We start from the raw sequence: 23,849 nt of genomic DNA, 5'->3' as shown, positions 1-23,849 counted from the left end.
GATTACTCTTCATCGATTGCCTCGATCAGGGATATGGCCAGTTTCTTGTTGCGGGTTGCTGGCCGTCCGCGAAACTTGAGCCTTCCGGCCACGTACATATCGGCCAGTCCATTGACCGGTGTTTGAAGCGCAAGAACGTCTCCAGGGCTCAGATTGAGCACCTCGCTGACCTTCAGTTTGCACTGGCCCAAGGTCACGCTGCATCGGGTTTTGACCTCGTTTAACTGAGCGGTCAGCGCCGCACGGGTTTGGGCAGAACTTCGTCGACCAGATGTGGCGTTCCACTTTTGCGAGCTGAGTTTGGCCGTAACCGGCTTGATAACCATGTGCGGTATGCAGACGCTGCAGGCGCCGCACTGCTCGCCGACGCGCGCCTCCATAAGGATTGTTAGCACAACGTCGCCGGGGGGCGCGATTTGTACGAATTGCGGGCTTGTTTCGAGACCTTCGGCCATCGGCTCCAGCGTCATAATGCCTTCCCATGCGCCTCTTAGCGCGATCAAGATTCTCTCTGCCAGCCCTATCACGAGCGGTCGTTCGACGTCTGTCAGGGTTGTTCTGTGCATCGCTTTGCCCGGTCCGCCCAACAGCCTGTCGACCAGTGTAAACAGCAGCGAGAACTCCATCTCGAACACGCACTGCCCGGCCAACGGAGGCATCGTGAACGTTACAAACGCCGATTGGTTGAGCGAGCGCAAATACTCCTCGAACGGCGTTTGCATCAGTTCGACCACTTCCAGTTGAATGGGCGATCTTAGGTAGGCGGACAGGTTTGTGCCGGCCAATCGGGCAAATGTCTCGTGCACCATTTGGAGCGTGCGCAAGTGCTCTCGCGAGAACTTATCGGGGCGTCGAAAGTCGTAGGGCTCGTACGACGTGCGCTTGCGCAGTTGTGCAAGCGGGTCGTCGCTCGCTTCGTCCGAATCGCTCGACTCGGACGTAGAGAGTTGCGCCAACAGCGCCTCGATATCGGCCTGGGACAGTATCTCGCTCAACTTGCCTCCGTTCCCAGGCTTGATTATCGGAAGATAGCCGGTAATCTTGCAATGTTTTGAAGAGCGGGGAAGCGCGGTTTAGGTAGAATCAGGGCGATGGAGACTGAGTTCGTGCTAGATGTGCCAAAAGAGTTCGAGCCGCTTTACAGGGAACGGCCGGGGGGCATTGTCAAATTTCCCAACCCTGTTTTGCGGCGGAAGGCGAAGCCTGTGCAGCGCATCACGCCCGAGATCAACGAGTTGATCGACCGGATGATAGAGCGGATGGACGAGGCGCGGGGCATTGGCCTGGCTGCGCCTCAGCTGGGAGTGGGCTTGCGCGTTATCATTGTCGCTCCTTCGGACAGGGAGCCTCGCGCATTGATCAATCCACAAGCGCTGGAGCGAGAGGGAAGCCAGCAGGCAGAGGAGGGCTGCCTCAGCATCCCGGCGTTCTATGGCGAAGTGATTCGACCCCAGATCGTAACGGTGCGGGCGCTCAATCGGCGCGGCAAGCCGGTGCGTTTGACGTTTGAGGGCATTGAAGCGCGGGTCGCGATGCACGAAATCGATCATTTGGACGGCGTACTGTTCATCGACCGAGCGATCCAGGAGACGTTGCACTGGCATTCGCCCGCATCGGACGACGAGAGCGACGAGGAGCAGGCTGCTGCGGGATAGACCGCCCATCGTTTTCTTCGGCTCGGGCCGGTTTGCGGTTCCGGCGCTCAAGGTTCTGCGCGAATCGGGCTGGCCCATTCTCTTGGTCGTTACGCAACCTCCCAAGCCGTCTGGCCGGGGTCTGCGGATGAATCCGACGCCCGTGCACGAGGCGGCTGCTGGGCTTGCGATCGAAGCGCCGCGACGATGCAAAGACCCGGAGTTCGTCGAGCGTTTGAGGTCTTTGGCGCCTGCCGCAATGGTAGTCGCGGCGTATGGCCAAATTCTGCCTCAAGCAATGCTTGACATTGCGCTCTGTCTCAATCTGCACGGGTCGATCTTGCCCAAATATCGGGGCGCCGCACCCATCCAGCGCGCGATCATGGCTGGCGAGAGCGAGACGGGCGTATCGTTGATGAGAATGGTTCTGGAGATGGACGCCGGGGACGTGTACGCGATCGAAAAGACTCCGATCGGCTTGATGGAGACGGGGCGCGAGTTAGAGACGCGGCTTTCGGAGATGGCTGCAGAGATGATTGCCCAGCATCTCGAGGCGATTTTGGAGGGGCGCCTAGACGCAGCGCCGCAGGACCATTCGGCGGCGACGTTCGCGCCCAAGATCGTCGGGGAGGATTTTGGCCTTCGTTGGGACGAGACGGCCAGGCAGTGCCACGATCGGCGACGGGCGTTGTGGCCAAGGGCGTTTGCTGTATGGAAAGGCAGGCGCGTTAAGGCGCTTAAAAGCGCCCCTGCAGAAGGGAACGGCGCACCGGGAGAGGTTTTGGCCGTTGGCGAGCAGGGATTGTTGATTGCTTGCGGCCAGGGGGCGTTGTGGATAGACGAGCTCCAGCCTGAAGGGAAGTCAAAGATGAGCGCTCAAAGCTTTGCCAACGGCTATCGAGCGCGACCGGGCGACCGTTTTGATCTTATTACGGCGGAGGCGGCGGAAAGTCGATGACCTCTACGGCAGCCGCGCTGGAGACATTCGATTCTGTCTCTAACACGGTCGCGGTGGTGCTGCCTTTTGCAACGCCAGAGACAACGCCCGATCCGTTGACGGTTGCAATACCGGTGTTTCCCGAAACCCAGACAAACGTGCCGTTGATCGGCACCGTTTGACCGGCTCCGTTGACCGCGCGGGCCGTTACAGTCCGGTTCTCGCCGACGAAAACGGTAACCGAACCGGCGCTCAGCAAGATTTGTGCGATGGCCGAGGTCATCGTTGCGGCGATCGTGCGCGTTTGACCGCTGACGACGGCCGTCTGCGCGCTGCTGAAGCCGATAATCACCGGACCGACGCCTGCATCGGGCGAGGTTCCCATCATGCCCATGTCCAACAGCACGTCGCCCGGCTCCATGTCGGTCAAGGTTACCGAGACAGAGCCGCCCACCACGTTGCCCGTAGCCGTCTTGATGACGGCTCCGTCTCGCATGGCGTTGACGGTGAAGGTCTCGCCCGCCTTGAGCGCCGCGGGGACGTTGACCGTAATCGAGCCTGTGCCGGTAAAGTCGAAGCTGACGGTGTTGTTGCCGGCGACCACGTTAATGGGGATCGTGGCGCTGCGAGTCTGGGCGCCGCCGGTCATGATCAGTCGGATGGTGTGAGGACCGACCGACACATTGTTGATAGTGGCGGGGGTCTGTTGCCCCGTGTCGGCGCCGTCCAGGAATATCTGTATGCCGGATGGGTTGGAGCTGATCGCGAGGGTCCCGAGCACGATGCCGCCGCCTCCGCCGCAACCGTGCGAACCCAACAAGACGAGGCACGCGACAAGCAAGGATATCGATCGAATCATCATACGGTAGACGCCCCTCCGAGCATTCTGTTTCGCCTTAGATGGCCGTCGTCCTGCATTCGATTAAAATCCGGGCATCCTCGTCGGCAACAGCCCCTCGATGCCGACCACTTGCCACTTGTCGTCGGGGATGATATAAAGGATGCGACTGGGCTTCTTGCGAAAGTAGATTTGAACCGGATCGACTTTCAGGTTTTCAGCCGCGCCCCCGATCCACGTTACTTCAAATCCGGTCGTAACTTGAGCCGTCGCGCCGGTTACATAGATCGCCGGTTCTTGATAGGTCGCTTTGATCTCCTTGGCAACCATGAAGAAGCGACGCAGGTTGCGCTGAAGTTCGTTCTTAGTAACGCCTTCGTAGTTGAAGTCGTCCGAGACGATCTGCATGAAGTCGGCCGTATTTCTGGCTTCGATGGCTGTTTTTGCTTCGGCGAATACCTCCCGAATAGAGGCTTGCGGGTCCTCCGGCTTCCCGATCGTGGCTTCGAGCCCAAATCGCGCCAGGATCAGCAAGACGAGAATGGCAAGGATTGCGCCGATGCGTCTTTTTCGTTTCATCGGTCGTCCGGGCGGGCGTTGGCGTTCTTGGCCCAATCAACGATGTGCAGGCTCTGTCGCTCGTTCAGGTCGGCCATGCGCTTGAGCTGATAGGCTCTTCCGGAGCGGACTAACTCAAGTCCGAACGGTTTAAGAACTTCGTCGTAAGGGAGTTCGTCCGTCGAGCGAATCAGTTTGTTGTAAAAGGAGGCCATGTCCTGTCCGGCAATTTCGGAGTAAGCCTTCAAGATGCCGTCTTCGTCATAGCCTGGTTTAGGCGGATTGTGCCTCTGCATCAGCAGCTTCATGACGTCGTCTAAGCTCTTCTTGTTGTCCGAGAGGGTGCGGAGTTTGACGTCCATCAGAAAGCCGACGATCATGCCCTTGTTATAGTAGTTGAGGCCGCCGAAACCGGAGCTGTCGCCGGTCTCCCAGACTTTGAGACTGCTGTCAGCGAGGGTTACGCGAGAGCGGGCGCGGTTGTTCTGAAGCTCGGCGATGTCGGCCGCGAGGCCGCTCAAGAACTGCTCCTCCGTTTCCAATCCTGACCGGCTCAATATGAGGCGGGCATAATACTCTGTAACGCCCTCGGCAAACCAGAGATTCTCGGTGCGAACCTCTTTAGAATAGTCGAAAGGACCGAGGACCTTAGGACGGATTCGCTTGACGTTCCAAGCGTGAAACAGTTCGTGAGCGGCCAATCCGGCAATCGAGTGGCCGACCGAAAAGTTGAGAACCGTGCTGTTCATGTGCTCCAGCCCGCCGTAGAAATTGGCAAAGTCGGCGGGCCCGATCGCATGGATGATGTAAAGGTATCGTCGGAATGGCGCGCCGCCCATGATTTGCATCGCTGTTTTCGATACGAACTCCAGTTCGCGGCGCCATTCGGCCCGTTGTTCGGGGGTCAGCGATCCGGTAACGCACATTTCAAAGCGTACGCCGTCGATAATAAAGCTTTCTAAGCGGAAGAGGCCTATTTCGATCGGGCAGTCGACCAGTTCGTCGTAGTTGACGGCTCGGTAGCTATTGGGCGTCTCGCCGGGCGCCATGCCGCTTACAGACGCCCAATCTTGCGGCAGTCGGAGCTTAACCTCGCTGGGAGCGTTTAGGCCGCCATCGACATAGAGAAAGGCAGACGGGCCATTGATGAAACCAGAAGCAGGCCCCAAGTAGCATTTGAAAAAGCCGTAGCCCAATTCGCGCGCCGCGACATCATAGGTCAGAGTGAAGGTTTCGCTCTTGTTGGCCACCCGCCAACTTCGAAGACCGGATTGTGTTACAGAAAGCGCTTCGCCGTTTGCATCGTTTGCAGAGAAGTTGCTGAGGCCCTGCTCATATCGCTGAATGATATACCACCCAGGGCACCAAGCGGGAATCGATAGCGTTGTCGATTCGCCCTCGGCCCCATAGACGCGCATCTCGATGCGAAATCGGCGGGAAGCCGGTTGAGAGGCATCGACCGTATATTCAGTTCGAACTTGAGCGTCGGCAAAGAGCACAAGCGCGACGCTAAGGACGACTACGAAGGTTTTCATTGTGTCGAATAATACCCAAGGGGGAGATTTCAGGTTAAATATGGGCATCGAAACCGTGCGCGCCTTTCTGATAACCGACATTGAGGGAAGCTCAAGGCTTTGGGAGACAAGCCCCGCCGAGATGAGCGAAAGTCTGCTTTTGCACAACGCCATCATCAGCGAGGCCGTCGCCAGTCATGGCGGTCGCGTGTTCAAGACGGCCGGCGATTCGATCTGTGCGGCGTTCGATTGTCCTTCCGACGCTCTGGCTGCAGCGGTCGAAGCGCAAAGCAGGCTAGAATCTACAAATTGGTCGCTGCCTGAATCGATTCGCGTGCGCATGGGCATTCATGTCGGCGTTGCCGAGGAGCGGGATAACGACTTTTTTGGTTCGACTATCAACCGAACGGCGCGATTGGCGGGCGCGGGGCACGGCGGGCAGATTCTGATGTCGGCCGATGCGTGCGACCAGTTGAACGGATCGGCGAACGAAGGCGTGGCGCTGAAGGACCTTGGCCAGCATCGATTGCGCGATCTGATCCATCCACAGCGCATCTGCCAGGTGGTCGCGCCCGACCTGCCCAGCGAGTTCCCGCCCCTGCGAACCATCGACTCGCTCCCGAACAATCTTCCCAAACAGGTCAACGCCTTTATTGGCCGCGAGCGCGAATTGGACGAAGTCAATCAACTAGTACGGCGGTATCGGCTGGTTACGATCTTAGGTTCGGGCGGCGCCGGCAAAACTCGATTGGCGCTGGAGGCGGCGGCCGAGCTGATCGAGCGGTTCCCAGACGGCGTTTGGGTAGTCGATTTATCGACTGTAACCGATCCGGACCAGATCGCGTGCGCCATAACAACAGAGTTGGCATTGCGCCAAGATGGCGGTCTGACCCTTGAAGATTCCCTTGTTCGATACATTGGCAGCAGCACGACGCTGCTTGTTCTGGACAATTGCGAGCACGTGATCGAGGCGGCTGCCGGTTTAGTCGAGAGATTGCTTCAGAGCTGTCCTAATCTTAAAGTATTGGCAACGAGCCGCGAATCGCTTGGAATTGTCGGAGAGACGGCTTGGCGCATTCCATCGCTCAGCTTCCCTCCTCAGCAAGATTTTAAAGGCTTTGCACTGAGGGATTTAGAGCAGTTTGAATCGGCCCGGCTGTTCTTGGATCGCGCGCTGATTACCCTGCCAGGCTTGGAACTGAGCGATTCGATGGCTCCGGCCATCGCACAGATTTGCAGCCGGTTGGACGGCATCCCATTGGCGGTCGAGTTGGCCGCTGTGCGAGTACGGGCATTGAGCGTCGAGCAGATCGCACAGCGGTTGGACGACCGGTTTCATCTGTTGACCGGCGGCAGTCGGACGGCGCTGCCCAGACAGCAGACATTGCGAGCAACCATCGATTGGAGCTACGGTTTGTTAAGCGAGGAGGAGCGCCTCTTCTTTCGACGCCTTTCGGTGTTTCTAGGCGGCTGGAGTTTGGAGGCCGCAGAGCAGGTCGCATCGGGCGATGGGGTCGACGAGTATGCCGTGATCGATCTTCTGGGGAATCTGGTCGATAAGTCGTTGGTGAACGTGGAAGAGCGCGGACCGGACGGGCTGCGGTATGCCTTTACAGAGACGATTAGAGAGTACAGTCGAGACCGCCTGATGGAAACGGACGACATGGCCAGCCTTCGCCGCAGGCACATGGTCTATTACCTGGGGCTGGCAGAACGGGGCGAAGCTCACATTGACGGGCCTGGACAAGCGGCGTGGCTGCCTAAACTGGATCACGACTATAAAAACTTGCGTTCGGCGATCGAGTGGGCATTGAGAAACGACGGCGAAGCGTCGTTGACGCTAGTGTGCCTGTTGTGGCGCTATTGGATGATCCGCGGGATGTACCACGACGGCCGCAAGTTCACTCAGAAAGCGCTGGATGCGGTTCCGGAGGCGCCTCAATGGCTGCGCGCAAAGGCTCTCAACTCGCTGGCGTTGCTCGTTCAACAGCAGGGCGACTATCGCTTGGCTCAGGCTCTATCGGAAGAGAGCCTCGCTATTCGCACTCAGTTGGGCGACGAGCAGGGCATGACGTTTGCGCTCGCCTCGATCGGCGCAAACGCGCTCTTTGTGGGCGACTTAGAGGCTTCGCAAAAGATACACGAACAGACGCTCGAACTTTCCAAGAAGAGCGGCAATGCTTGGGGAATGGCGCAGTCCGAGGCAAGCCTTGGGCTGATCAGTTGGTATCGGGGCGATTACGAAAAGGCGAGAGAAGGCTTCGAGTCCAGCCTTGCCCGATGGAGCGAGTTGGGCGATCTGGTCAACTATCAATATGCTCTGGTCGGCCTTGGCCTGGTCGCATGGCAAGAGGGCGATCTGGAGAAATCGATCTCGCTCCTGCGCAAGGCGCTCAAATCGTCGCGCGACTTGGGCAATAAGATGGGTACCGCACAGGCGCTCAACGTTCTGGGAATCGTGCTGCTGAACGCAGGCGAGTTGGAAGAAGCCGAAACTTGGTTGATCGAGGGGCTTGAACTGTCAGAGAAGTTGGATGCCAAGTGGTTGATCGGCTTGGCGTGCGGCGGCATCGGATGGCTGAAATTACAGCAGGGCGATGCAAAGGCTGCCAGACAGTATGTCAGTCGGTCGCTCGCTCTGCGCGTTCAGGTGGAGGATCGGTGGGGGGCGCTGCTGAGCCTAGACGGATTGGCATTCATGGCGGCGCTTAGTGGTCGTCCTGAAATATCGGTGCAGATATTCGGGTTTACGGATGCCGGCAGGGCGGACATGGGCGCCCTGCGATTGAAGACGGACGTGCGCAACTATGACGAGATTTATGCAAGCATAAGGAGCGCATTGGGAGACGGGGAGTTTGATCGACTCTATGCGGAGGGCGGCAAAATGACAATGGATCAGGCGGTCAAACTGGCGAACGAGGGCTGGTAAGTGGCAGACAATCCGTTTCGTCTGATTCGAGATATTGCTGCATCGCGCGATAGAAACGAGCAGAAGTTGCTTTCGAATCGCTTGGAACGAGCGTTGCGCGAGCAAAAGAGACTGCCCATCGAGAAGGATCACGCCCTGTTTAGCTACATCGGCGCAGAGCAAGCGTTCGTAGCGGGCGATTGGACCGGATGGCGGCCTACCGTGGCGCTGGGGCGGCTGCCCAACTCGCAAGTTTCAGTCGCGCTGATTCGTTTTGCTTCGGACGCGCGATTAGAGTACAAGATTCATGTTGGAGAACGGTTGATTTTAGACAACCTTAATCCGCTGAAGTGTTCTAACGGTTTGGGAGGCGAGAACTCGGTGCTGGAGATGCCGCGGTATCGAGCGCGGCGATATATGGGCGGGGCGTCAACGAGACCCCTGACGCCCATTCATTGGAAAGCGGGCGGTCGCGAGATTAAGCTTTATCTTCCGGCAAAGGAAGCCGGCCGATATCCGTTATTGCTGTTTCACGATGGATTAGATTATATAGATAAAGTTAAGGCAGATGGATTATTGGACGATTTGATCCGTCGGAGAAAGATTCCGCCGTGCGTCGCCGCCTTTGTGCCGCCGGTCGATCGGATGTCGGAGTATTGGCGCGGGATGGACGGTTACATGCAGGCGATCGTTGAGGATTTGATGCCGTTGCTATTTGCAAAGGCGCCGATCGATCCGACTCGATGCGTTTCTGTGGGCGCGAGTTTGGGCGGGTTGCTCAGTTTGCGTCTGACAATGGATTATCCGCAGGTGTTCAGCCGCGCGCTGTGCCAATCGGGAGCGTTTCAGGTCGATGAAAAGGGATTGGAAGAGAGACTTAAGCTTCCATTGCCCATCAAGGTGTACTTTGACAACGGAGTGTATGAGAGCGACCTAACAGCGGCTAACGACAAACTTGCGGAGGCGATCTTGAAGCGTACAAACGCAAAGAGGACGGTTGCAAGCGCCGGGCACAATTGGACCGCGTGGGCCGATCGCTTGCCCGCAGCGTTGGAGTGGGTGATGAAATGAGCAGAAGTCGTATCAAAGTGTCGCAATATGCGGATTATTGGCGCAACGGCTTCCTGGTCGTGCCGGGACTTGTGCCCGAGTATGAAGCGCTGCGGCGCTATGCCGACGACCTATTGCACGGTCGGATTGAGGTGCCTGGCATGCCGTCTCCTCCGGAGAAGGCCGACATGGAAACTCTGCACAGTCGGTTTACCCGAATCCATATGCTGCACAGGGCGTCGGGCGAGGCGGAACGAGCGATGTTGCACAGCCGCGTTTTGGACGTGCTGGAGGCGTTGATGGGGCCGGACGTGCTGGCGCTGCAGACTATGCTGTTCTTGAATCCGCCCGGGCGCGGCGGGCAGGGCTGGCATCAGGACGCCTATTACATTCCAACGTTGCCGCAAACATTGATCGGGGCATGGATCGCTTTGGACGATGCGGACGAAGAGAACGGCTGTTTGTGGGTCGCGCCCGGTTCGCACGTCGAGCCAATCTATCCGCCAGACGAGATGGGCGGGCCGTTGCACAGGCAGGAAGCGTTCGACGATCTGGCCGTGGCCGAGAATGTCAGTTCGCTGAACGATCAGGCAAACTCGTTGACCGCCATATCTGAGAGGTATGGCGCCGTCTCTGTTCCAGTGGAAGCGGGCTCGGTCGTTTTCTTTCACGGTCATTTGCTGCATCGGTCGTACCCTAATCGTACGGCGGATCGGTATAGGCGGGCGTTTGTGAGCCATTACTGCAATGCGAGAAGCTGGGTGCCCTGGAACCATGGACGGCCTTACGACGGCCCGAGCGCCAATTACTGCCACATATTGGCCAGAGGGCGCACGCACTTGCCCTTTGCCCAGCCGCTGTTTGGGACGCCGTGCGCCGCGCTGGAGCCTGATGCGAGCGAGGCGCCGCCAACGGACGAACGCATGATGGGCGTGGGCGGCGAGATGGTGTCGATCGGAGCGGACTATCCCCAGGAAGATTGAGGCCGCCTCTATGGAATAACGGATTGGAGGGAGGCTGATGAATCCATACTTTGTGAATTTGATTGGAGAGCGGGCTGAGCGGCTGCGGCTGTTGGCAGAGGCGATGGGCAGGGAGACAGGGGCCGTGTTGGTTGATTCTGAGATTGCGGAGAAGGCCGGAGCAGAGGCGGCGTACAGGGCTCAGTCTTCGGTGCGGGTTGTGGCGGTCCCATTGCCAAGGGTCAGCGTTGCCAGGCTTTGCGGCTAGGGAGATTGGGTATAATCGTCCTCTGTGGGGCGATAGCTCAGTTGGGAGAGCGCTTGCATGGCATGCAAGAGGTCAGGGGTTCGAATCCCCTTCGCTCCACCAGTCTCAACCACTTTCGACTCTTCTCGCTTTTGCCAGTTCTTTTTCAGAGATCAGCAAGGGGCTGGCGCACCGATCGACCAGGGCCAGCCCCTTTTCTCGAAAGGATGATGCCTTTCTGCTGGAAGGCAAAATGCGCGCCTCCCAGATTTTTAGACCGGAAAGGGCGAAGATAAGTTCCCAACGGTAATGAAGTTTGCGGACCGACCGGATTGGCGGTCGGCCCGCTGTGGGGAGGGGAGGCGTCAGAGAGAAGTCTTATGCTTTGCGGCGCCGGCGGATCAGCCCGGCAAGGCCCAAACCGAGCGCGGTCATGCTGGCTGGCTCCGGCACGGCTTGGGTGATCACTCGAATCTGATCGCCTGGGCTGGATGCGCGCAGATGTACCTCGATCTCGTTGGCAGCGATCCATCGCACATACTCGTTCGATCCGATCTCCAACCCCCGAGCATTGAAATGCGAGGTCGATTTGTTGCCCGCAGGCACAGCCGGGTCGATCAGATAATCGCTGAGCATAAAGTGGTTGTTAGCCGCATTGTTTCGCTCGTTGGTGATCAGTCCCAGAATGGGCATATCGAATCGGAAGCGTGCGACTGCGTTCTCGCTGCTGCGCGGATCAAAATAGAGGTAGTAGCTATCGATCATCGTGCCTGCGGCGATCTTGTTGTCGTTGTTCTCAAAGTGGCTTGTAACATTGGTCGGGAAACTGACCGGAGGCCACATGCTAACGACGAGGTCGTTGGCCAGTGGATGGTTCTCGCGCTCGGTCCAATACTTGACGTTGGTGGAACCGTAAGCGTCGGCTCTGTATTTCATATCGTTCGGGTTGGTTATGTGGAAGGCCGGACCGCTCACGTGGTGGATGCCGGCAAAGGCGTTCAGGGTCATTGTTGCGATACCGACTGCGATGGCAAGTTTGAGTCCTTTCATCTTGTTCTCTCCTTGGCGATGCGCCGAGGAGGATAGATGCAAAGGCTGTGCCAGGAATGCTGATTCGAATGCGGGGCAACAGGAAACCAGAAACAAAACCGGCCAGGAGAGAAGCCTCCCCCGGCCGGGATTGGGTTACTGCGTTACGACAGGTTTAGAACTTGACGCTGAGCGTAGTGCTCGCGACGCCGCCCTTGTTTCGGCCGGTGGTTGGGAACGCGAATGCGGGCGCTCCCTTGGCGTCGAAGTCGATCACCTGGTACATCACGTTGAGCGTGGCGTTCTCGCCGAGGTTGTAGCCCAAGCCGAGGGTGAAGTAGTTCTCGATCGGCTCGGCGCCGGCGTTGCCGCCCGCCCACGTTGCCGACTTCAGTTCCCACATCACGCCCTCGTAGTTGAACATGGCGCTCCAGCGCTCGTTGAACTTGTAGTCCACGCCCGCCATGACGCGGTTGATCTTGTCGGTGGTTCGCAGACCAGGACCGCCGTCGGCGCCCTCATAGAACTCGCCGCTGGCTCGGAACGAGAGATTCTCGCCCGCCTGGTAGCTGGCCTTCGCCATGAAACCGCTGATGTCGGTCGGGTTGTACCAGTTGCCGATGCGGCCCCAGGAACCCGGCGCGCCGAAGGCGAATCGGACTTCCTTGGCGCCGACCGAAATGTTCAGGTTCTCGCCAAAGTCGTAACCGATCCAACCGTAGGCTGCCCAGTTGTCGTCGTCCAGCATCTTGGTATCATCGTTGTAGAGCAGCGATGCGGCAAACTCGGCGCCGTAGCTGATGCGTCGAGCCTTACCCTTCAGATCGGCGCCGAAAACGTCGACGCGATTAAAGGTGCCTGCTGCGCCGGTCGGCAGAGGAGCCGACGGGCCGCCCACTGCGAAGTAGGTCAATCCCAGCGTTCCGCTCATGTCGTCGCCGCTAAAGAGGTTGATGTTGGCGCGCGCGCCAGCCATCTGCTCTGCGGTCAACATGCCGCCCATGGTGCCGACGGGCTTGCCGCCCGCGTTGGTGATGGGCATCATGCCGCCTGCGGTGAAGTTCATGTAGCTATCCAACAGGCCGCTCGAGTTGTTGGAGCGGACCGTGTTGGTGCGCGCGGCCCAAAGGCTGAGATTGATTCGACCGAAGTCGATCATACCGCTGGCGCCGTCCACTCGATACTGGCGGTCGTTGTAGCCGGGCATTTGCAGATAGTAATCGGGGTTGACGCGGGCAAGGGTCAACGGGCTGACCATGACGGGCATACGACCAACCGTGAGGTTGAGCGTCTTGCCGAACAGGTCGACCGGAGCCTTGACGTAGCCTTCCCAGATAGTGATGTCGGTGTTGCCAGGGGTGTAACCGCCGCCAACCATGCCTGCGTTGCCGATAGCGGGCAGATAGTTGCCCACGCTCAGCATTGCATGAGCCGACACATCGTCGTTGATCATGGCGTTGTAGCCCAATCGGAGCTCGTGGAACACCTCGGTACCGTTGAGGATGCTGCCCTGGGCTCCTACGGACTGGCCGTTGAGGCCGAACGCGCTGCTGCCGTCGATGCCGTGGGGGCCATAGACGCCAACGCCGAAGGTACCGGTCAGTTGGGGTCCCTTCATCTTCTCCAGTTCGGAGACGCGATTGGCCAAGCTAGCGTAGTCGCGCTTCAGGGCATCGATGTCGACGCCGCGAGCGTTCAGTTCTTGTTGAAAGGTCTGAGCCAGTCGCTCCATTCGGTTGACGGCGTCCTGCATGCCTCGAAGGCCGGCCATTTCGCGATTCAGTTCGTCCAATCGCGCATTGATCGGGCCGAGGTTGACAGGGTCTTGTCCTCCACCGCCTGTGGGGCGCGCCTTGAGCGCATTGATCTCGCGCTCGAGCTCATCCATTTTCGCCATGCGCTGATCCAGCCAGCTGCGAAGGTTCATCCACGCTCTGTGGAGCGCTTCGGCGAACTCGTATCGGGTCAGGGTGCGGGTGCCTTTGAAGGTGCCATCGGGGTAGCCCACGATGATGCCTGCGCGCACCAGCTCGTCTACGGCCTTGTAGGCCCAGTGCGACGGATCCACGTCTTGGTTCTGCGCGGTGGCCATCGAAAAGACCAGCGTTGCAGTCGCCAATACAACTGAGAGACGTTTCATTTGGAGCATCTCTCCTCCTTGAGTGAGTTTCCGCGCTCTGCCTGGCCGCCCGTGCGAAAATTTCCTTGTTGCCTTTCGCGCCGCGCTACCGGCCAACCGCGGTTCCTAATGCTACAGCATGGAGTCTAGCACAAAGACCAGGGCGATTGCAACCCTGGCGGATTGGTTTAGACATCTTTTAGACGATTCGGTCCTCTCGCAGGTTTCATCGACCAAACCTCTGTTTGATCAGCGTCCAAAAAGCCTGCACGCCGTCCGTCCAACGAATCTTTTTGCCGCCCTTCTTGGTCCTTGGTCGATATTTGTAAAGCGAAACTTCTACAATTCGAATCCCTTGGCGCAGCGACTTGGCCGTTACTTCGGGGCAGAACTCGAAGCCGGTACAGGTCAGGTTCATTTGTTTCAACGTTCCTGCTTCAAAGGCCTTGTAGCAGGTCGCTTCGTCTTGGAGCGGGTAACGGTAGAGAATGCGAACGGCCAGCGAGAGAAGTCGATTGGCGATCTTGTTCGGCAATGGCATCTCCTTTGGAAGACCTTGGCTAAAGCGATTGCCGTAGGAGACGGTTGTGCGACCTTCGACGATCGGCCTGATCACCTCGGGGATTTCTGTCGGGTCGTATTCGAGGTCGGCGTCTTGGATGATGACGATGTCGCCAGTAGCCATTGCAATGCCGGTACGGATTGCACTGCCTTTGCCGGAGTTCTTATCGTGTCGAGCAAGCGAAATGTCCGACTCTTTTTGAAGAATTTCCCAGGTGCCATCGTCCGAATGGTCGTCGACTACGATGATCTCTTTGCGAAAGGGAGCGTCGCGCAATCGACGCAAGACTTCGGAGATGGTGTGCCTCTCGTTGTAGACCGGCACGATAACGGAGACGAGCGGGTCGGCCTGCATGAGGCCGAAGTATACCTACGAATCTGATGGCACGGATTGTCTGCGCCGCTTGACGATGGCGAGGATCGGCTTGGTCCAAAAGGCGCCGTAGAGGCCAAAGAAAACGACCGTTGCAATGAGCAATGAGACAAACTCTTGCGCAGCAAACTTAGACAAATACCATGCTGAGGGTGCTGCAACGCCGACGCAAAGCAAGGGCTTCCAGAGGCGAGCGAACAGAGGCCAAAGGGGCTCTTTGTCCGCCTTCATAAAAAAGAGGCTCAAGGCAATGTGGATCAGTCGGCTGGCCAAGAAGAGCCAAGCGATTTGGACGCCGTTGTAGGATCCGCCGCTGAGCCAGTACATGACGAAGATGAAGATGATGGAAGGGGTGATGGAATAGGCGAGCAGCTTGGGCCGCACGGTGCCTAGGAAGTAGTTTCTGAGAGGCGTTGTGAAGACTCCGACGAAAAACCAGTTAAGCGCCAATACCTGAAGTATCGGCGCGGCTCCAATCCAGCGTTCCGACAGCACGACCCCAATAATCAACTCCGGGAAGAGCATAAGAAAGGCGTAGAGAGGCGCCATGAGCAGGGCGACGTAGTAGGTGATCTGTACCAAATGCGCATAAGCCTTGTTCTCTCGATTGGCGTCTGCGACCATGACGATGGCGATGCGGTCGAGCGGAAGCACGACTACTTGAAAGGTTACTTGCACAAGGTTGTTGGCTTGGCCGTACAGTCCCAATTCGTGCGCTCCCTGGAAGCGACCCAGGTAGATGCTATCGGCGAAGGTGATGACCCCCGCATAGAGGAGCAGGTCGAGATAGGCCCACTTTCCGAAGGCGAACAGTTCTCGCGCGACCGGCCAACTGAACTGCTTGCGGGGCCGCCAGCCGTTGATCCAGTAAGCCAGCGCCATTGTGCCCCCGCACCGAATCAGGACGGAGGCTGCGTAGCTCCAATAGGCGTAGCCGTTGATCGCGCCGACCACCAGCACGATGGCGCCGAGCAGTTGCGGGGCAAACTCGCTGATCGCCAATTGATCCCATCGGCGCTCTAGCTGCATGATCACGCGCGGCACGACGGTCAGCGTGTTCAAGACAATGGTGATCGCCATCACGCGCAGGAGCGATTCGACTTCGGGCGTGTTATAGAACCGTGCGACATCGCCGGCAAAGATGAGCGCGAGGGCGAACATCACTAGCCCTGCGGCGTTCGAGATGTGAAAGGTAACGTCGCAGGCCATTTTTCGGTCGCCCGAATAGGTTTGGAGCGCGCGCGCCATTCCGATGTCTCGAAACAGTTCCATGACGATGACCAGGTCGGCCACCATGCGAAAGATGCCGAACTCGGCGGGCGTTACGTGGCGGGCAACGACAATGAGCGACAGGAATGCGGCGGTTCGTCCCAGCAGCGAGGCAGAGGTGAGCCAGGCCATGCCGGTAAAGAGCTCTCGCCTTACAGTTTGCTTTTTAGGGGTATCCGGGGGCATTTGCGCCCGTTAGCTCGCGGCGGCTTCGACGCTCTTGGGCTCGTCTTGAATGAAGCCAATGCGTTTGTAGTAAGGAATGAGTTCGAGGATGGCCCAGCCGATGACGATGATGGGGAGCGCCTCGGGCTGGCTAATCATGATGTGGAAAGCCTGAAAGATGAAGAGGGAGACCATGAACGCTCCGAGCGATAGGACGAACGCCCGTGCGTATCGGTTGTCGGTTACCTTCCAGACGACAAACAGGCGATAGAAAAAAGCGCCGATCAGCAACAGATAGAGAAACAGCCCTACGATGCCAATGCGCAGGAGCGCGCCGACATACTGATTATGGATGTGTGTTTTCTGCCATGTGCCGCCAAATCCCCATCGGGTCATCGGCACAGTCTCGTAGAAGCCGTATGGAGTTTGAAGACCTTGCCCGAACCACTTTTGGAACATGGTGCCGTGGGACCAAGTATCGATGGCGTATCGAGCTTCGATCACCCGCCAGGCAAACGAGCCTTGGCCCGTATAGTCGCGAGGGTCGAACGTCTTTTCAAAACGGGTTGCGACTTCGACCCAAATCTTGGTCGCTTGGTCGTTGACGGCAGGGTGGAACAAGGCGGCGGCCACCACAAGACAGAAGGCAAAAGCCGTCGTAAGATGTCTTGCGACGGCTTCGCGGGGCTTCATAAACATTAGGAAAGGCACCGACGCTGCAAACAAGCCCCAAATGATTCGCCCCTTCCAAGAGGCGAACGCAATCATGACCAAGCCGAAGACTGCCCAAACCCAAAAGCCGTTTAATTTTGCATTCAGGCCTTTGAAGGCGACTAACAGCATCCCGAGGAAGAATACGAGCATATATCCAGGCGAACTTAAGATACGGTTGCCTTCCGCCGATTCACCGGTTTGGAACAGTTTGAAGGCGATTTTCAGCTCGCGCGGCAATGGAGAGATGTACTCCCAGACCGTGATGACCGTCGACCAAAGCGCGAGAATGATAAAGCCTGCTATAACTGTTTTAAGGCGTTCCGGCTTACTTAGAATCACCATCGCCGGGATGACCATCAGCCACAGCGGCAGGTGGTCGAAGTAGCGGAAAGTCGGTTTCCAAAATCCGGCCGCGAATTCCTTAACGTAGATGTCCGTTCCTCTGATGTCCGGGTCGAAAATGTAGATATAGGCGATATGCAGTAGATAGAAAGATTGGAACAGCAAGAGGAAGAAGACCAGACCGGAAAGGATTTTAGGGCGCTTGTCGCGAGGTATTCCGACCCATTCCCAAAGCGCTCGCGCGCTCAGAGCGACAGCCATAACGAGCGACAAAGTTCGTTCGCCGCTCGCGCCTTCGGTAACAAAGTGGATCGCGTTGACAAAGCCGCCGGCGGTTACGGCAACAAAGACGACCAATCCGATATGCGGCCAAAAAAAGGAGAGCGGAGCAATCAGACCAAGGACGGCGACCAATATCGCAAGGGACATCCTATCGGAAAGGAACAGATACAGGATGGTGATATTGGCGGCGATGACGAAGAGCAAAAAGGTGCCCATGGCTAGCCTTTCGGCGGTCAGCCAGTTGGCAATGGAGCCCCATCCGTCCAGGATCGAATCCCAGATCGTGCCCGATCGCTTGACTCTTGGAGCCTGGTATGCCATTCGTTCTTGCCTTGTCGCCGGGCATGGCCCGACACTTTTCGATTATGGCATATCTCCCAGTTCGAATTAGCCGGGCGTCGGTATAATCGAGCCATGGCCGAACGGGTGAGACTGAAGATTACCGGGATGACTTGCGCCGCCTGTGCCAGGCGGATCGAGAAGGTCGTCTCCAAAGTGGACGGGGTGTTGGAGAGTCAGGTTAACTTTGCGACGGAGAAGGGCGAGTTTCAGGTGGACCCGTCAGTTTCGGTCGAGCGGTTGATCGAGGCGATTCGAAAAGCAGGCTTTGACGCTCACAAGGCCGATGCAACGGCGCCGCATCGAGAAATCTATACGGCGGCCCGGCTTTGGCTTGCAGTCGTGTTTTCGCTTCCTGTCGTAGCCATTTCGATGTTTATGCACGACAAGACTCACGAGTTAGGCTGGCTGCTGTTTGCTTTGACTCTGCCGGTGCAGTTTGGCGCTGGGCTGCCTTTTTATAGGAGCGCTTGGAGCGCGACCCTAGCGAAAGCGCCCAACATGGAGACGCTGATCGTGCTAGGATCGACGGCCGCATTTGTCTACAGCGTTGCCGTATTGTTGATGTCTAATCACGGAAACTTATACTTTGAGGCTTCGGCGGTCATTATCACATTGATCCTTTTGGGCAAGCGAATCGAGGAGACGGCGAAGCGGCGAGCAAGAGAAGCATTGGCGAGCGTCTGGACGCTCTTGCCGCGGCGAATCATGGTGGAGAGAAATGGGGAGTATGTCGAATCGGAGCTCGGCGAGGCGAGGATTGGGGACAAACTGCTGGTGCGCGCGGGCGATCGGGTTCCGGTGGATGGGGAGGTTGTTTCGGGCGCTGCCTGGATAGAGGAATCAGCCTTAACGGGGGAGCCTGTACCCGTATCGAAGGGAGAAGGCGAGCGCGCTATCGCCGGATCGATCGTAACCGATGGGGCGATCGAACTGATCGCGACGGCGGTGGGCGAGGACACGCTCATTCAGCAGGTTGCCAATGCGGTGGAGACGGCGCAGGCGAGCAAGGCGGCTTTGCAGCGGCTGGCGGATCGAATTTCGGCTGTGTTTGTGCCTGCAATCATTGTCTTGGCGCTTGTTTCGGTCGCGGTCTGGTTCTTGATCACGAAGGATGCTGCAAAATCGATACTGACCGGCGTGAGCGTTCTGGTGATCGCGTGTCCCTGCGCGCTTGGGTTGGCTGCGCCAATCGCCATTTTGACGGGCACTGCGCGGGCCTCGAGATCGGGCATTGTAGTGAAGGGCATCGAGGCATTGGAGCGGGTAAGGCGGTTGGACGCGGTTGTGCTGGACAAGACCGGCACCTTGACCGCGGGCAATCCGGTGGTGGTCGATACCGCGCTTTTCGGCGGCGATTTAGAAGCGAATCTGGCCTATGCGTCTGCGCTAGAGAAAATGGCCGATCATCCCTTGGCGAGGGCGATCGTGGCTTATGCGCCTGGCGTTGTGAAATCTGTAGAGAATGTGAGAATCGTTCCCGGCGGCGGGGCGATGGGTGAAATCGACGGCGTTGGGGTCGCCATCGGCAGTCCAAGGTTTCTTTCTCAAATCGGTATAGAACTAAACGGAGCGGCAGATTATCCCGTTGTGCTGGCAGTGGATGGCAAGGCATCTTTGGGCTTTGTGTTTGCAGACGAGCCTACTCCCGAAGGCGCCGAGGCTATACGCAGATTGCAAGAAGCGGGCATCGAACTGTACATCTGTTCGGGCGATCGGCGCGAGGCGGTGATGCGAATGGCGGAGGCTGTCGGCGTGTCGCCAGAGAACGTCCTGGCCGAGATGTTGCCCGATCAGAAGGCCGAATTGGTGCGAACGTTGCAAGCGCAGGGAAAGAAAGTAGCCTTTGTGGGCGACGGCATCAACGATGCGCCCGCGCTGGCCAGCGCGGATCTGGGCATCGCGGTGGGGGCCGGAACCGGTTTGGCTGCAGAGAGCGCGGATTTGATCCTATTGAACAACGATCTGCGTTCTCTTCCCATCGCATTGAGAGTCTCTCGGGCGATGGCCGCGACCATACGATCGAACTTGGGTTTGGCTTTTCTTTACAATGCGATCGCGATTCCGATTGCGCTTGCAGGGCGGTTGGATCCGATGATCGCAGCGGGCGCCATGAGCCTCAGTTCGCTATCGGTCGTTTTCAATGCGCTCCGTCTGCTTTATCTAAGGTAAGCAGGGCTTTTAGGCGCAAAATCTCGGCGATGCTCCAGGCTTGCGCGGGGCAGCCGCGAGGCATGTGTGGCGGTTCGGCGTCAAAAATCTCTGAAACGTGGCCGACGCAGGCTTCGTTTAGGTGAGATTCTAAGCCTTGTAGCCATGCGGATGCGCGTTCTTTGGCCTCGTCGCCTTGATGCCGGATCGCTGCCGTCCAAAAGTGTCCAGCGAGCCATGTCCATACAGTGCCTTGATGATAGGCGCCGTCTCGAGATAGCCGGTCGCCTTCGCAATGGGGTCGATAATCGGGGTCGTTGGGCGATAGGGTTCGCAGGCCAAAGGGGGTCAGCAATTCTTGCTCGACGGTCTCCAGCACAGGCAGTGCGCGGTCGGAGCGCGCGATCGAATGTGCAAGGCTCAGGGCGAAGATCTGATTGGGTCGGAGAGAACGATCGCCCGCAACGTCGTCAAAGTAGCGACCGTTCCAAAAGAGGGCGTCGAAGCTGACCTTGGCCCTTTGAGCTATCTGAGCGTACTTTGCATCGCCCGTCCACTCGCCAAGGCAGAGCAGGGCGTTATGCCAAAGGGCTTGAATCTCGACCGGTTTGCCCATGCGCGGCGTTACGACCCAATCGCCGACTTTCGCGTCCATCCAGGTTAGTTGCAGGCCGGGGGCGCCTGCAGAAAGGAGGCCGTCCTCGTCCATACCGATTCCGTGCAGCGTGCCCTTGGTGTGCCAATCGATGGATTCTACGAGTCGTTCCAACAGGCCGTCGCCAAAAACGGATCGGTCGTCTGAATACTCAAGATAGGCTCGAAGCGCCTCGAAGTACCAAAGCGTCGCATCGACGGTGTTGTATTCCGGCTGGTCGGCGCCTTCGATGAATCGATTGGGTAGCAGGCCTTGGTTGAAGAGTTTGCCGTACTCCGTGAGGATGGATCGCGCGATTTCGTGCCGCCCGGTTACCAGGGCAAGTCCAGGCAGGGCGATAAAGGTGTCGCGGCCCCAATCGCCAAACCAGGGATAGCCGGCGATGACGGTATGGCCTGTGCCGCGTCGGACGATGTAATGATCCGCGATCGATTTTCGTTTGATTTCGAACGGTGCATCGGGATGGAGGCCGACGGCGAGCTGTGCCGCTTGATCGGAGGATAAGTCCGTTTGGAGTTCGAAGGGACAAAAGAGGTCTTCTTGATGCTCAAGACCGCGCTCGCGCTCGTGATGATAGTCGAATTGGCGATACCATTGGCCGACGTTTGTAACGCCCATCCGCTGGAAGCAGAAGTGAAGTCTGGGGAGCGAAGCATAGGGTTGGAGGCTGGTTCCGTGCGGCTCGATCCGCCATTCGGGATCGAGGTCGTGGTTTTCGCGCGTCAGGCTGTGGTAGTCGCGAAAGGCGATCAGAGGGCGTAAGATCAGTTGACAGGCGCCGCTGGATCGCCTTGTTCTGTAGCCCGATCCATCGATCGTGCGATATTGGGTAACGACTGCGTTCTCTTCGTCCGGCATGAAGAGACGCTTTTCGATCAGACGTCCGTCAACGTTGAAAGTCCAGACAGGGCCTGGATCGAGGCGGAATTCGGTTAAGTATCGATAGCCTTGCGGGTGGGTAGCGCCTGAGTAGTGATTGGTGGAAAGTTCAAAGGGTTGGCCATCGATGAGAAGGGTTTCTTCTAACTTGGACAGCAAAACGTAGCGGTTGACCGGCGAACCGAGCGCGGCAACCAATAGTCCATGGTATCGGCGCGAGTTAAGGCCCGCGATGGTGGACATGGCGTACCCGCCCAGACCGTTCGTCTCCAGCCACTCTCTGGAAAGCCAGAATGACGGATCGGAAACTTGGTCGCCCGAAAAGGCGATCATGTCTGGGCGGGCGCGCTCAAGTTCGAGTTAGTTCTTGACGTATTTGCCTGGGTCTCGCTTGAACTGGCCGACGCACATGGCGCAGCACATGTAAACCTTTCGGCCGTTGTGCTCGACAAAGTGCTCCTTCTTGACGGCCATTCCCATCACGGGGCAAGTCTCGATTCCGTCGCCCTTTCCGGCAAAGTCCTCTCGATCGCTCGTCGACTTGCCTGGGTTTGCGGCGCCCGGCGTAGGACTAGCCGTTGGTGCAGACGCAGGCGTAACAAACATCGTATGGAGCATCTTGACGGTTTCGGGTTTGGAACTGGTCATCACGACGACCACGCCGGTCTTGCCTTGCATCACGTCGAATTCGACCCCTGCCATCATGCTCGACACAGTCTTGCACTGGTCGCAAGCGTCTGCCGGGGGTTTGGTCATCATGTTACAGATCGAGACAGCTACGGCGTGTAAGTCCTTGACGTTCTTGCCCTCGTTGATAGTTGAGTAGCTCAGAGCGCCGTTGCTCAGCTTCAGCATGTTGCCCATCGGCGATTTGCCCAACTCTTCGACCTTCATCATCGCCTTGCACATCGAGCAGTCTTGCGCGATGGCAAAGGCAAACAGCGTCAGAGCTGCGACTGCGGTTAGAACCGTTTTCATCTTGTTGCCTCCTAAGTTCGGTTAGGCGAAGCGGATAAGCTCCTCTACCTTTGCAAGGGCCTCTCCCGACCCTACGGCCTCCTGAGCAAGGTGGGCCGCGACGAGCAGAGTCGGCGCAAGACCGCATAGCCAGATCGCGGCGGCTGCGTTCAACGTTGCCGACACGGAACAAGGATGCCCGGGTTCGCTCAAGGCGAGCCGTAGCTTCTCCGCGTTCTCGGACGGCGAAGCGCCCGCTTCGATCTGCGACAATTCTACCTCTTTCAATCCAAAATCTGACGGCGAAAGCGTTATCTCGGTTACCGCGCTGCTTTCGTCCAGAAGGGCCGCAAAGGTTGTCCCGACCGGCGATATTTCGTCGAGTCCGACCTCGCCATGAACGACCAACGCTCGTTTGGAGCCTAATTGGCCCAGCGCTTCAGCAACCGGTCTCACCCATTTCTTATCAAAGACGCCTAAGAGCTGGATTTTGGCTCCGGCTGGATTGGTGAGAGGGCCAAGAAGGTTGAAAATGGTGCGGGCGCCCAACTCTCTGCGGATCGGCGCGGCGCCCTTCATGGCGGGATGCATCACTGGCGCAAACATGAATCCGATGCCGACCTGATTGATGGCCCGCGCGACATCCGGCGGCGCGAGGTCGATCTTGATGCCGAGCGCTTCAAGCACATCTGCCGAACCGCAAGGGCTGCTGACGGCGCGATTGCCATGTTTGGCGATCTTTGCTCCTGCGGCAGCGGCAATAAACGCGGCGGCGGTCGAGATGTTAAAGGTGTTGCAACGGTCGCCGCCCGTGCCGCAGGTGTCCAATAGATTCTCAGATTTCGCGTTGACCTTCTCGCTCAGTTCTCGCATAGCGCGCGCCATGCCGGCAATTTCGTCGGTCGTCTCGCCGCGAGTGCGCAGTGCGATCAGGGCTCCCGCGATTTGTACGGGCGTCGCGTCGCCCGAGGCGATGGCATGGAGCAGATCGCCGGCTTCTTGCTCGGTCAGCGGTTCGGCATGGATAGCTTTGCGAACGACGGACATGCGGCTATTCTACCGAAGATTAGGGTATAATCCCCGTCCGACGGAGGCAAGATCGATATGGCTAGTAAGAAAGGCGTAGGCAGTACTCGAAACGGCAGGGACAGTTCGCCCCAGTTTTTGGGCGTCAAGGAGTTTGGAGGCGAGGCGGTCAAGGCCGGCCATATCATCGTGCGTCAGCGAGGCACCAAGTTTCATCCGGGTCGAAACGTGGGTCGAGGAAAGGACGACACGCTGTTCGCCATGGTCGACGGCACGGTGAAGTTTGAGGGACCCAAAAATCGCCGCCGTGTCTCTGTCGTACCTGTCTAGAATCTTCGAG

Annotated in this window: 19 protein-coding genes and 1 tRNA gene; 8 read left to right on the top strand and 12 right to left on the bottom strand. The window is 58.0% G+C overall.

Annotation, left to right across the window (positions count from 1 at the left end; genetic code table 11):
• Positions 1-2: 2 nt before the first annotated feature.
• Positions 3-995, bottom strand: a complete 993-nt coding sequence (gene fliM, locus HUU60_07150; protein NUL82486.1) for a flagellar motor switch protein FliM — start codon at positions 993-995, stop codon at positions 3-5.
• 96 nt (positions 996-1,091) lie between these two features.
• On the opposite strand from fliM, the gene def reads away from it, so the two are divergent.
• Together def and HUU60_07140 are read left to right on the top strand one after the other, a co-directional pair.
• The gene (gene def / locus HUU60_07145) at positions 1,092-1,655 is read left to right on the top strand and encodes a peptide deformylase (GenBank protein ID NUL82485.1); all 564 of its coding nucleotides are present in this window, start codon (positions 1,092-1,094) and stop codon (positions 1,653-1,655) included.
• An 82-nt stretch (positions 1,656-1,737) separates the two neighbouring features.
• The gene (locus HUU60_07140; GenBank protein NUL82484.1) at positions 1,738-2,592 is read left to right on the top strand and encodes a methionyl-tRNA formyltransferase; all 855 of its coding nucleotides are present in this window, start codon (positions 1,738-1,740) and stop codon (positions 2,590-2,592) included.
• Here HUU60_07140 and HUU60_07135 read toward each other — a convergent pair.
• Genes HUU60_07135 through HUU60_07125 form a run of 3 tightly spaced genes read right to left on the bottom strand, consistent with a single transcriptional unit; the run spans position 2,564 to position 5,502 of the window.
• Positions 2,564-3,433, bottom strand: a complete 870-nt coding sequence (locus HUU60_07135) for a PEGA domain-containing protein (GenBank protein NUL82483.1) — start codon at positions 3,431-3,433, stop codon at positions 2,564-2,566. The genes HUU60_07140 and HUU60_07135 overlap by 29 nt on opposite strands.
• 60 nt (positions 3,434-3,493) lie before the next feature.
• A complete protein-coding gene (locus HUU60_07130; GenBank protein NUL82482.1) occupies positions 3,494-3,988 on the bottom strand; it encodes a hypothetical protein in 495 nt (164 codons plus the stop codon).
• Positions 3,985-5,502 carry a M61 family metallopeptidase gene (locus tag HUU60_07125; protein ID NUL82481.1) on the bottom strand — a complete coding sequence of 506 codons (1,518 nt, stop codon included), beginning with the start codon at positions 5,500-5,502 and terminating at the stop codon, positions 3,985-3,987. The genes HUU60_07130 and HUU60_07125 overlap by 4 nt, the downstream gene beginning before the upstream one ends.
• Before the next feature lie 40 nt (positions 5,503-5,542).
• On the opposite strand from HUU60_07125, the gene HUU60_07120 reads away from it, so the two are divergent.
• The 4 genes from HUU60_07120 to HUU60_07105 all read left to right on the top strand — a co-directional run bounded on the left by HUU60_07120 (position 5,543) and on the right by HUU60_07105 (position 10,771).
• Positions 5,543-8,410: a tetratricopeptide repeat protein gene (locus HUU60_07120; GenBank protein NUL82480.1), complete on the top strand. Its 2,868-nt coding sequence runs from the start codon at positions 5,543-5,545 to the stop codon at positions 8,408-8,410.
• Positions 8,411-9,460, top strand: coding sequence for a hypothetical protein (locus HUU60_07115; protein ID NUL82479.1), 1,050 nt, complete (start codon positions 8,411-8,413; stop codon positions 9,458-9,460).
• Positions 9,457-10,422, top strand: a complete 966-nt coding sequence (locus tag HUU60_07110) for a phytanoyl-CoA dioxygenase family protein (protein NUL82478.1) — start codon at positions 9,457-9,459, stop codon at positions 10,420-10,422. The genes HUU60_07115 and HUU60_07110 overlap by 4 nt, the downstream gene beginning before the upstream one ends.
• A 273-nt stretch (positions 10,423-10,695) precedes the next feature.
• A tRNA-Ala gene (locus HUU60_07105) sits at positions 10,696-10,771 on the top strand.
• 255 nt (positions 10,772-11,026) lie between these two features.
• On the opposite strand, the gene HUU60_07100 is transcribed toward HUU60_07105, so the two are convergent.
• From HUU60_07100 to HUU60_07080, 5 genes are all read right to left on the bottom strand, one after another.
• Entirely contained in the window at positions 11,027-11,698 is a 672-nt protein-coding gene (locus tag HUU60_07100) for a PEP-CTERM sorting domain-containing protein (protein NUL82477.1), read from the bottom strand.
• Positions 11,699-11,852: 154 nt separating this feature from the next.
• Positions 11,853-13,817, bottom strand: a complete 1,965-nt coding sequence (locus tag HUU60_07095) for an S-layer homology domain-containing protein (protein NUL82476.1) — start codon at positions 13,815-13,817, stop codon at positions 11,853-11,855.
• Between the two features lie 205 nt (positions 13,818-14,022).
• Positions 14,023-14,712 (bottom strand): glycosyltransferase family 2 protein, encoded by a 690-nt coding sequence (locus tag HUU60_07090; GenBank protein ID NUL82475.1) that lies wholly within the window; start codon positions 14,710-14,712, stop codon positions 14,023-14,025.
• A 15-nt stretch (positions 14,713-14,727) separates the two neighbouring features.
• Entirely contained in the window at positions 14,728-16,131 is a 1,404-nt protein-coding gene (locus HUU60_07085; protein NUL82474.1) for an oligosaccharide flippase family protein, read from the bottom strand.
• 63 nt (positions 16,132-16,194) lie between these two features.
• Positions 16,195-17,823 (bottom strand): hypothetical protein, encoded by a 1,629-nt coding sequence (locus tag HUU60_07080; protein NUL82473.1) that lies wholly within the window; start codon positions 17,821-17,823, stop codon positions 16,195-16,197.
• Positions 17,824-17,916: 93 nt separating this feature from the next.
• Between HUU60_07080 and cadA the strand changes: the two genes are divergently transcribed.
• Entirely contained in the window at positions 17,917-20,013 is a 2,097-nt protein-coding gene (gene cadA, locus HUU60_07075; GenBank protein ID NUL82472.1) for a cadmium-translocating P-type ATPase, read from the top strand.
• Here the strand turns inward: cadA and HUU60_07070 are convergent.
• The 3 genes from HUU60_07070 to trpD are packed head-to-tail and all read right to left on the bottom strand — an operon-like array spanning position 19,982 to position 23,530.
• The gene (locus HUU60_07070) at positions 19,982-21,859 is read right to left on the bottom strand and encodes a glycogen debranching enzyme N-terminal domain-containing protein (GenBank protein ID NUL82471.1); all 1,878 of its coding nucleotides are present in this window, start codon (positions 21,857-21,859) and stop codon (positions 19,982-19,984) included. The genes cadA and HUU60_07070 overlap by 32 nt on opposite strands.
• Before the next feature lie 27 nt (positions 21,860-21,886).
• A complete protein-coding gene (locus HUU60_07065) occupies positions 21,887-22,504 on the bottom strand; it encodes a hypothetical protein (GenBank protein ID NUL82470.1) in 618 nt (205 codons plus the stop codon).
• 21 nt (positions 22,505-22,525) lie between these two features.
• Positions 22,526-23,530, bottom strand: coding sequence for an anthranilate phosphoribosyltransferase (gene trpD / locus HUU60_07060; GenBank protein ID NUL82469.1), 1,005 nt, complete (start codon positions 23,528-23,530; stop codon positions 22,526-22,528).
• 57 nt (positions 23,531-23,587) lie between these two features.
• On the opposite strand from trpD, the gene rpmA reads away from it, so the two are divergent.
• Positions 23,588-23,839 carry a 50S ribosomal protein L27 gene (gene rpmA / locus HUU60_07055; protein ID NUL82468.1) on the top strand — a complete coding sequence of 84 codons (252 nt, stop codon included), beginning with the start codon at positions 23,588-23,590 and terminating at the stop codon, positions 23,837-23,839.
• Positions 23,840-23,849 lie beyond the last annotated feature (10 nt).

The organism is Armatimonadota bacterium, assembly GCA_013359125.1.
In the GTDB taxonomy this organism is placed as follows: domain Bacteria; phylum Armatimonadota; class Fimbriimonadia; order Fimbriimonadales; family GBS-DC; genus JABWCR01.
The sequence above is the reverse complement of the archived record's forward strand: the minus strand, read 5'-3'. Positions and strand labels throughout refer to the sequence as shown.

Excerpts from the sequence above, each read along its gene's own strand:
- HUU60_07100 (NUL82477.1), bottom strand. The coding sequence starts at position 11,698 with ATGAAAGGACTCAAACTTGCCATCGCAGTCGGTATCGCAACAATGACC.
- HUU60_07135 (NUL82483.1), bottom strand. The coding sequence starts at position 3,433 with ATGATGATTCGATCGATATCCTTGCTTGTCGCGTGCCTCGTCTTGTTG.
- HUU60_07130 (NUL82482.1), bottom strand. The coding sequence starts at position 3,988 with ATGAAACGAAAAAGACGCATCGGCGCAATCCTTGCCATTCTCGTCTTG.
- HUU60_07070 (NUL82471.1), bottom strand. The coding sequence starts at position 21,859 with ATGATCGCCTTTTCGGGCGACCAAGTTTCCGATCCGTCATTCTGGCTT.
- HUU60_07090 (NUL82475.1), bottom strand. The coding sequence starts at position 14,712 with ATGCAGGCCGACCCGCTCGTCTCCGTTATCGTGCCGGTCTACAACGAG.
- HUU60_07095 (NUL82476.1), bottom strand. The coding sequence starts at position 13,817 with ATGAAACGTCTCTCAGTTGTATTGGCGACTGCAACGCTGGTCTTTTCG.
- HUU60_07080 (NUL82473.1), bottom strand. The coding sequence starts at position 17,823 with ATGGCATACCAGGCTCCAAGAGTCAAGCGATCGGGCACGATCTGGGAT.
- HUU60_07125 (NUL82481.1), bottom strand. The coding sequence starts at position 5,502 with ATGAAAACCTTCGTAGTCGTCCTTAGCGTCGCGCTTGTGCTCTTTGCC.
- HUU60_07110 (NUL82478.1), top strand. The coding sequence starts at position 9,457 with ATGAGCAGAAGTCGTATCAAAGTGTCGCAATATGCGGATTATTGGCGC.
- HUU60_07065 (NUL82470.1), bottom strand. The coding sequence starts at position 22,504 with ATGAAAACGGTTCTAACCGCAGTCGCAGCTCTGACGCTGTTTGCCTTT.
- cadA (NUL82472.1), top strand. The coding sequence starts at position 17,917 with ATGGCCGAACGGGTGAGACTGAAGATTACCGGGATGACTTGCGCCGCC.
- HUU60_07120 (NUL82480.1), top strand. The coding sequence starts at position 5,543 with ATGGGCATCGAAACCGTGCGCGCCTTTCTGATAACCGACATTGAGGGA.
- trpD (NUL82469.1), bottom strand. The coding sequence starts at position 23,530 with ATGTCCGTCGTTCGCAAAGCTATCCATGCCGAACCGCTGACCGAGCAA.
- rpmA (NUL82468.1), top strand. The coding sequence starts at position 23,588 with ATGGCTAGTAAGAAAGGCGTAGGCAGTACTCGAAACGGCAGGGACAGT.
- def (NUL82485.1), top strand. The coding sequence starts at position 1,092 with ATGGAGACTGAGTTCGTGCTAGATGTGCCAAAAGAGTTCGAGCCGCTT.
- HUU60_07085 (NUL82474.1), bottom strand. The coding sequence starts at position 16,131 with ATGGCCTGGCTCACCTCTGCCTCGCTGCTGGGACGAACCGCCGCATTC.